Origin of the sequence: Algibacillus agarilyticus, from assembly GCF_003286125.1 — a bacterium.
Lineage (GTDB): Bacteria > Pseudomonadota > Gammaproteobacteria > Enterobacterales > Alteromonadaceae > Algibacillus > Algibacillus agarilyticus.
Genome location: NZ_QMED01000035.1, coordinates 40786 through 49821 on the forward strand (window position 1 = coordinate 40786; position 9036 = coordinate 49821).

The following is a 9036-nucleotide window of genomic DNA, read 5'->3' on the forward strand; positions in this document are numbered from 1 at the left end:
TCTGGTTACGATCTCACTTCTTGTATCGCTTTTATCTTGGCTAAATTAACTAATTTGAGTGTAGATAACAATAAACTAAAACCACGGTTGTTATTAACACAACGCATTAGCCCGTTTGTTTTCTAGCGTTCAGGTTGACTAAATTATTTAACGGTTCTGGTTTATGAAAATGAAACCCTTGTAAATAGTCGACTCCCACGTCAATTAAATAATCGGCAATGGCTTCAGAGGTAACAAATTCGGCGATGGTTTCTATGCCTAAGGTTTTGCCTATATCCGCCATCGATTTAACCATGGCTTGATCAAGTGGGTCTTTATCAACATTGGTAATAAAACAGCCATCAATTTTTAGATAGTTAACCGGTAAATTTTTAAGATAATTAAAGGATGATAATCCAGCACCAAAATCGTCAAGGGCAAATTTAAACCCTGCTGTTCGCAACCGTTCAATAAAAGCCGATGCTTTTGATATGCTGCCAATCGCGGCGGTTTCAGTGATTTCAAAACAAATATCAGCCGGATTAATGTTAAATTCTTTTTGGTAGGTTTCTATCTCTTCAATTATTTCGGTTTTATCAATCGATTTACCCGATAAGTTAATGGCGCATGTAATATCGTGATCTCTCAATATTTCTCGGTGTTTATTTAACCATGCAAAGGTTTGGCGAACGACACAAATATCAACGCGATGAATTAAACCATAACGCTCGGCTGCGGGTAAAAAGGCATTGGGGGTAATAATTAAACCATCATCTTCTTTCATGCGAATGAGTATTTCAAAGTGTAAGGGCGTTTTGTGCCCTTTGGTATGAGAGATTGATGGGGTAATAAGTTGAAAGAAAAGTTCAAAACCATTCTCTTGTGTTATTGCATCTTGCAAACGCCGAGCCCATTGTGCGTCACCACTCATTTGGTCTATTTCGGTATCTGATTTTTTGAATACAGAAACTTGGTTTTTACCTCGTTTTTTTGATGTGTAGCAAGCAGTATCGGCTTGTATTAACACGTCTTGCACGTTCGTGGTTTGGGCGTTTATTTCGACTAACCCGATACTCGTCGTTACCCCGAATTCTTTATTGTCTTGTTTGTATTTATATTCTGCTATTTTAATTTTTATTTTTTCAGCGATCGCGATACTGCGATCAATAGGGCAGTGCGTTAAAATAATCGCAAACTCATCACCGCCTAAACGAGCTAATGTATCGTGATGGCGAATGTTATCTTTCATCAGCGTGCTTACCTCTTTTAGCAAAACATCGCCGGCTGCATGTCCACAAATATCGTTTACAAATTTAAACTCATCTAGATCAATAAAAATTAAACTGTGTTTAATGTTCGATGCTGTTTCAGCTTGCACTTCATTGACTATTTGCTGTAAACGAAGATCAAATTCTCGGCGATTATACAGGTCAGTCAGTGGGTCATGCGTGGCTTGATGATTTAGCTTAGATTGAATTTGTTGTGATTGGGTGATGTCTTGAAAAACAATAACAATACCACTTAGATTTTTAGCTTTGTCAAAAATAGGAGAGGCGGTATATCGAATGGCATAAATATCATCGCTGCGACTAAATAACAATTGGCTTTTTTGAGAAATAATTGTTTTTTTATTTTGGTTTATATTTGTTATTAACTGATCATTGGGGTGATCGGTAATTTTATCGACAGCACAAAATACACGATGTAAGGGTTTGCCCAGTGCATCTTTTTCATGCCAGCCGGTTAATTTTTCTGCTGTGCGGTTTAGGTATTGCACATTGCCACGTGGCGAAATTGAAATAACGCCATCGCCTATCGAATCTAAGGTTTTTTTTGCTCGTTCTTTTTCTTGAAATAAATCATTTTCAGCAATTTTTTGCAGTGTTATATCATGCACAAAACAGATGGTTTGGTCTTCGCGGTGGCTACTGGCCGATGCAGTCATATTCAGAAATATAGGTTCTTTTGATGTTGCTAGTTGGCCTTCAATAAATATGTCTTCGATCGTATCAAAAATCGCGCCCCAAGGTAGGTGTGTAATTATCACTTCTTGCGGCAAGGCTAATGCTTTTTCTCGATGAATTAATTCATTAAATGGAATCGGGAAGTGCATGTTTTGCTTTATACCAAAAATGGCTTTGGCAGCCGGGTTCGCATTTATTACTTGGGCATCTTTATCTAAGGTTAAGATCCCGGCTTGCACATCTTTAATAATCGTTTTAGTTTTTTTTACGGCGTCTTCAGCTCGTTCCATTAACTGATTATATTTTTGCGCAACTTGGCCGACCTCTGTAAAGGGTTCAACGGGCAATCGCTTTGATAAATCGCTATCTACATTAGCGTCATTCACGGTTAATAAAAAATCAATTAAGTCGGTACGCGCGTCATGTTCAGATACGTTTAATCCGATGTATTCTTGTTTGGGGGTAACCCGTAATTTATAGCAGTAACTCGCTACTTTTAATAAACCCCAAGTGATAGAGAATGTCCAAATTGCACACGTTACTATGCCTATTAATTGGGTTTGTAATTGTTCCCACCGCGAAAGTCCTGTGCCTAATAATTCAAGATCAGCAAATATGGCAACAGCGAGTGTTCCCCATATGCCGGCAAATAAATGAGCTGGTATCGCATCAATTGCATCATCGATTTTGTAATGTGCTAACAAGGCCGACCCATAATAAACAATTACGCCCCCGATCGCGCCAATCATAATAGCCGAGGGCTGACCAACCGCATGACAACTCGCCGTAATAGAAACCAATCCCGCGATAATACCATTTAGTGGTGCAACACTGGTTTGCACGTAAGGGCTTTTAACTATTGTGCTGAGCAAATAACTACTAATACCGCCGGCCATTGCTGCCATGATGGTATTCACAATAATAGTTGGGACTAGATTATTGAATTTTAAGGTACTGCCAGCATTAAACCCTATCCAGCCAATAATAAACATAATAATTGCGAGTGTGGCTAATGTTAGGTTACTGGGCGAGACATGTTGTCGTCCTTTTTTAAATACGCCCGTTCTAGGGCCTATAATTAAAATAGCAGCCAGTGCAGCCCAGCCGCCTAAACTGTGCACGACGGTAGAACCCGCAAAATCGACAAAGCCTATGCTACTTAAATAGCCCTTTTCGCCCCCTAGTGCACCACCCCAAGTTAAGTGCGTAAAAACGGGGTAGATGAGAGAGGCAATAATAACGGCAATAAATAAGTAAGCGATAAATCGCGTGCGTTCGGCAATGGCGCCAGAAACGATCGTTATGGCGGTTGCACAGAACATAGCTTGAAATAAGAAAAAACTCCCGAGCTCAGGTGAGTTTTGATCAATACTAACAAAAAAATAATCGGTGCCAACAACCCCACTCCACGAATCACCAAATGACAAACCAAAGCCAATAGCCCACCAGATCATAAAAGTAACGACTAAATCGGCTAAATTTTTCATCGCCACATTAATAGAGTTTTTAGTGCGGGTAAGCCCAGATTCAAAACAAAGAAACCCGGCTTGCATAATAAGCACCAAAATAGTGCCAAACATCAACCATAATGTATCAATTGTCACTTTACTTCCTTTTCGTTAGATAGGGATAGAACTCGTTTTAAGTTTAACTTATTGATATAAAAGTATTTATTATTCCTTGATTAACACTTAATAAAGAAAACGAGTGTGGGTTATGTATAAAAAGCAATAAACCTGCCACCTCTGCTATTAATTGACCGTAAGTTAATATGGGTTTTAGCCCATTAAATTATCAACTATGCAAAGTTAACAAGATTAAAGTTTTTATGATTGTGATGATTTTTATTATGCTGGTGGGGTTTCGCGAGAGCACCGAAGTTATTGGTTTTTGTTCATCAACAGATGCTGAAATTAGCCTGAGTTAGAGATCGAGGTAGTGGTTTATCGACGCGCTTAATTTAGGATTGTTGATATCGTTAACCCAATTTCGTGCCGCAATTGGATCTTGTTTTTTGTATTTTTCTAACACGGCAACATGTGCACCCACTATGTCTTCAAACTTTAATGGGGATGTTGTTAAATCATCTAACCAAGTTAAAGCTTCGTATGGGTTTTTATCACCCCACGCAAGGGCGATTTCAAAAACAATATCGGGCCAAATTTGTTCTGTTGTTAAATGTTGTAGCTGATAAAAAACATAGTCGGGTTGTTGTTTGGCATAATTTTTTAAAACAGATCGCATGAGTAACTGATATTCAGATTCAGAAAATTTGTTACTTTGAGTTTGTAACCAATTTAGCGCTATTTCAGGTGAGGTGAGTCCCCAGTTATTTATCAAAGAGAGACTTAGAGCAAATTGCTCCGGAAGTTCAGCCTGATCGAGCAATATCGCCGCTTGTTCAGGGGCGGTTTGGTTGAGTTGATAAATACGTGAGATTAAAGTAATAGGAGGCTTTGTAACAGGTGTATTTTGCGGTGCTGTTTTATTAGCTGCGTTATTTAACGGCAAAGCGCTGAGCTTAGCTATATTATGTTGAGAATTATGTTGCGATTCTATTTTGTGAGGTGCTTTAGGTTGGCTGTTGGTTAAATCGAGTGACTGAACCTTATTATTAGGATCTGTTGTGTTTAACCAAAAAAATACGGCAATAGCGGTGAGCAAAATAAGTATGATATCAATGCGGCTTATAATTTTTTTGGTCATCGTTTTATGTCATTTATATTGGTCAATTAAGTACGTGGCCTCACATGAATTTGAGGCAAGAGCCTTTGCTTTTGGGTTAAAATTTTTATTGCTCATTCATGTCGGTATACGACAACACGCTGTAATGGGTAGCAAAACGCGCCCCTGGCGCGTTTTAACTCAATAGTTTTAATTTAAGGTTGCACGTGCACCACTAACATAAACAATTTGCTCGTCATTTATTGTGCCGTTTAACACGCCACTTTCGCCACCTTGAACATAAATACCCCAACGCGCAACGGTCGGTGTGTTACCTCGTTCCCAAGTGCCTGCCGCTTTTTCAACATTGTTAATAAAGGCTTTATAATTATATCCGTCGTCGACGACTCTTAAGTTAAAACCCTGACCCACGTTATAGCCTGTATCAATTTTTTCATTTTGGCTAAACACTGAATTACGTTTTACTAAAATAACATCGCCATCTTTTTCAACCCACAATGATATTCCCCAAGCTGGATAAGTTCCGTCTTCGGTGTTTAAGCCACTGCCTTTTGATTGAAACAACATAACATCTTTACTGCCGTTATTTTTCTCAACTCTAAAGCGAGCAGAAAATGTCATTGTTTTGCCATCAGCTTCAACGGTTGATAAATGCCTGCCTACAAAAGCTTCACTGCGACCCGCACCAACACGGTTACCATAATGGTTTTGATCGCCCGGAAAAATTCTAAAAACTTGAGTATTGCCATCTTTTTGATACCAACGTGTACTCGGCGACGTTGAATATGTTGTGCCAAAAGGGTTGTGCCAAAGCATATCGCTATTTGGCATTACACTACGTGAGCCTGTTCCTGTGGTTTCAACGGCGGCATTATTAACGTTTATTTGTGTGCCACGGGTATCAATGTTTCCATTTTTTACATTGTTTACCATTGCTGATTGTTGAGCCGATGTAACCGCTCTATCAACGTTGCTGGTTAAATTGGTCCAATTGGGGTTCCAACCTTTAAAATCTGCATGAGCTTGAGTTGATAAGATCGAAACTACAATGCCCATGGCCGCATAAGTATATTTTTTATTCATTATCATTATTCCCGTTTGATGTTGTTTTTATGTAAATTTTTAGTTTTTTAATTGTTATTTATTTTGTTGTTCGCGTGTAAGGTGCACTAAAATAGATCAAAATGCAACCTTATGATCTTATTGTGACTTAATTAAATTGTATTTGGTTGTTTTTAATTGTTAATAAAATGGGACTTTAAATAGGTTATAAGTGAATAATTCAAGGGGCGTAATTTTAGTTTTGACACTATTAAATTAATTAAAACAATTAGTTATTGATTTTTACGCTTTTAAACTTATTTTTTTGCTAGGTTAATTTAAAGCGGTTCGGTGTGATTTTTAAATGACTAGCGGTTATTTTATTTTAATATTACAAATGTGAATATTTTAAACCGGCTGGGTAACCTAAAGTGGTTATAGTTGGTTTATTTTGATTTTGTCTTTTCTGATTTCGTGATTAATATGTTAAGAAATAGCAGGTGGTGCGACCTTATGTTACTTCAAGGACTGTCATCGGTGTGTAGTCGATTCGCTTATGTAATATCGAATTAGATCAGAGGTTTATAGGTCGGAGTCCTGCATGGTCGTTATACTCAAGGCAAGGGCTAAAATAATGACTTCAATTATAATAAATTCAAACACAAAAAATTCGGACATCACCAATTAAAACAAACCAATTCAAACTAAACTAGCCTAAGAATAAGAGTATTATTTCATTCAAAAGGTAGATTATATACTTAAATCATTTGGGCATATTTTTAATTCCCCCCTAAAAAATATATAGCGATGGCATAATAAAAAAGTGATTTATCGTCTGAAAAACACATTTAAGATAACCCAATCGCCCCAACAAAATAAAACTTCATTAATAAAGGGATTATAGTCAGGTAATCCATATTTTTTGCACACTTTGAATTTATAGTTATTTTAACTCACGATGGCTTGCTTCTAAATCACTTAGATCGTTAGCGTAAATAACAATAAAAAAGAGGATAATATGGAAATATTTAAAAATGATTTTGGCTGTGAATTACACGGACTTAATATCAATTCGCTAACAGAAAAAGATGAAAAAATCATTAAATCTTCACTGTATGAAAACCGCTTGGTGATTATTAAAAATCAAACACTCACCAATCAAGAATATGTTGATTTTGCCAATAAATTTGCAACACCGGTGCCCTACTTACAGGAAAATTATCACCACCCTGATCACAAAGAAATATTCGTTTCATCAAATATTCAAAAGACAAAAGACAAAATGGGCGTAGCCAGAACGGGAGGGTATTGGCATTCAGATACCGCTTTTGAACAAAACCCTAAAGTGCTCACCATGTTAATGCCTAAAGTTATGCCCAAAACAATAAAACGGACGACTCGATTTATTGATATGGCGAAAGTATACCAAGCGATGTCATTAAAACAGCAGCAAACCTTATCAAAAATGACATTTATTCATAGTGGTCGTTGGCGCTATAAAGTCAGACCAGAAGATATAAATTTAGACTTAACTGAAATTTTAGCCATGATCCATGCAGTACAGCCACCAGTTGAGCACCCTGCGGTGATCACACACCCTTTCACCAAAGAAAAAATTATTTACGCGAGTCGCGGCTTTACTATTGAAGTAAAAAACGAAGGGCTAGACCAAAGTAAAGTTATCTTAGATGAATTATTCGATTTTGCTGAACAGGCACAATTTATCAAAGAAGTCACCTGGAATTTAGGCGATCTAATCATTTGGGATAACCGTTTTTTACAACACAGTTCAGGCCGTCAGGCGGCTGTTGGAGAAAACTTACAAGCCGAAATAACCAAAGAAGAAGAAACAATGATGTTTAGGATCACACTGCTAGACGGTATGCCTTTATGTGATAGTTTACGCGAAAACGCAGGCGTAGCCATTCCAGAAATGGAGGTATAACAATGCTTACAGCAATAACTCAAACAACACAAAAAGCAAAAAGCCCAACGAACGATCCATTATTAATTGAGCCTACTTTATTAAAACAAGTGCTTAAACCGTATTTTAGTCACAGCACCTATTTGAAAAGTGCCGTTATCGACGATGTTAATAGTGAAGCACTTGTTACCGCTCGAGGTCAATTTGCCATAGAAAAAAGTTGTTACATTGATGATACTGGCCATTTTAATGCTGTTGAATTCAATATCTGTTTTAATCAACTGTCATATGTCATTGTCGCTCAGTGCATAGAGTCCGGTATATTTAAAGCTCTAAATCCTAAATGGGCTGCGTTATGCCCTAAAACGTTACAGGACTTTTTTGAAGATCAGTTAGCTACCATATTAATATCCAAACTCGAATCTAAATTTTTAAGGCCTCTAAACAGTCGAGCATTTGAAGGGCTATTCACGGTTGATAAACTTTCAGTAATTAAAGGACGTTTGTTTATGCACACCAGCATTGCATTTTATGATGAGCAAGGTATCGCTGCAAAAGGAAACGTGCTTGCGTGTTATGTACCCGGTTTAAAAGAGGTCAATGCAAATGCACAAAGCCATTAAATCGGCACAAGCCGTTGCTGCGTTAAGGGCGGCAACTCAACAAGACAATATAAATTTAGGCTATCAAGCAGATTATTTAGCGGATAATTTTATTGATGGACAATATTCTATGTTAGCTAAAATGCGTCCACGATGGCTACGGCGCAAGTTGATTGAGCGTTTGCACCCAGGTAGTTATTGCTTTTCGATCATCCGTACACAGCATATTGATAAAATATTACAACAACAAATCGACTCCGGTATCGAGCAGGTTGTCATATTAGGTGCAGGTTATGACACGCGCGCATTACGCTATAAAAAAGTGTTACGATCGGTCAATGTTTTTGAATTAGATTTTCCGCCAACGCAAGCTTATAAATTAAATCAACTAAAGCAAACAGATTGCAACATTCCAGATAATGTTAGCTACATTCCTATCGACTTTAATCAAGAAGACATCGCCCTTGAGCTCAAAAAAAATAATTTCTCCTTTTCTAAAATTACGCTTTTTATTTGGGAAGGCGTTTCGTATTACCTAGAAAAAGAAGTCGTTAGTTACATTTTAAAATTAACGGCACAATGTGCTAAAGGCAGTTCAATTGTATTTGATTATTCATTGCGTAGTTTTGTTAATGGGGATCATTCAACTTACGGCGGCAAACAAATAGCCCATTGGCTTAAAAAAATAAACGAACCTTTTTTATTTGGTTGTAACTCAGATGAAATCAACCGTTTTGTCATTGATAACAATCTAAAATTAGATTCAGATTTTGGAGCCGATGAATTAGAAAATTTATATCTATTGAAACCAGATAATAAATTGCTAGGCCGCACACTTGGG

Annotated in this window: 6 protein-coding genes; 3 read left to right on the plus strand and 3 right to left on the minus strand. The window is 37.3% G+C overall.

Features of this window, described 5'->3' with window-relative positions:
- Positions 1-106 precede the first annotated feature (106 nt).
- The 3 genes from amt to DPX34_RS18910 form a co-directional block, all read right to left on the minus strand.
- Entirely contained in the window at positions 107-3547 is a 3441-nt protein-coding gene (gene amt / locus DPX34_RS18895; RefSeq protein WP_111979997.1) for an ammonium transporter, read from the minus strand.
- A gap of 319 nt (positions 3548-3866) precedes the next feature.
- Positions 3867-4649: a hypothetical protein gene (locus DPX34_RS18900; protein WP_111979998.1), complete on the minus strand. Its 783-nt coding sequence runs from the start codon at positions 4647-4649 to the stop codon at positions 3867-3869.
- Between the two features lie 168 nt (positions 4650-4817).
- The gene (locus DPX34_RS18910) at positions 4818-5711 is read right to left on the minus strand and encodes a hypothetical protein (protein WP_111980000.1); all 894 of its coding nucleotides are present in this window, start codon (positions 5709-5711) and stop codon (positions 4818-4820) included.
- Positions 5712-6687: 976 nt separating this feature from the next.
- On the opposite strand from DPX34_RS18910, the gene DPX34_RS18915 reads away from it, so the two are divergent.
- The 3 genes from DPX34_RS18915 to DPX34_RS18925 all read left to right on the plus strand — a co-directional run.
- Positions 6688-7614 carry a TauD/TfdA dioxygenase family protein gene (locus tag DPX34_RS18915; protein WP_111980001.1) on the plus strand — a complete coding sequence of 309 codons (927 nt, stop codon included), beginning with the start codon at positions 6688-6690 and terminating at the stop codon, positions 7612-7614.
- A 2-nt stretch (positions 7615-7616) separates the two neighbouring features.
- A complete protein-coding gene (locus DPX34_RS18920) occupies positions 7617-8216 on the plus strand; it encodes an FcoT family thioesterase (RefSeq protein ID WP_111980002.1) in 600 nt (199 codons plus the stop codon).
- Positions 8194-9036 (plus strand): class I SAM-dependent methyltransferase (locus DPX34_RS18925; RefSeq protein ID WP_157964793.1); only part of this gene is annotated, 843 nt, incomplete at its 3' end. The genes DPX34_RS18920 and DPX34_RS18925, both read left to right, overlap by 23 nt.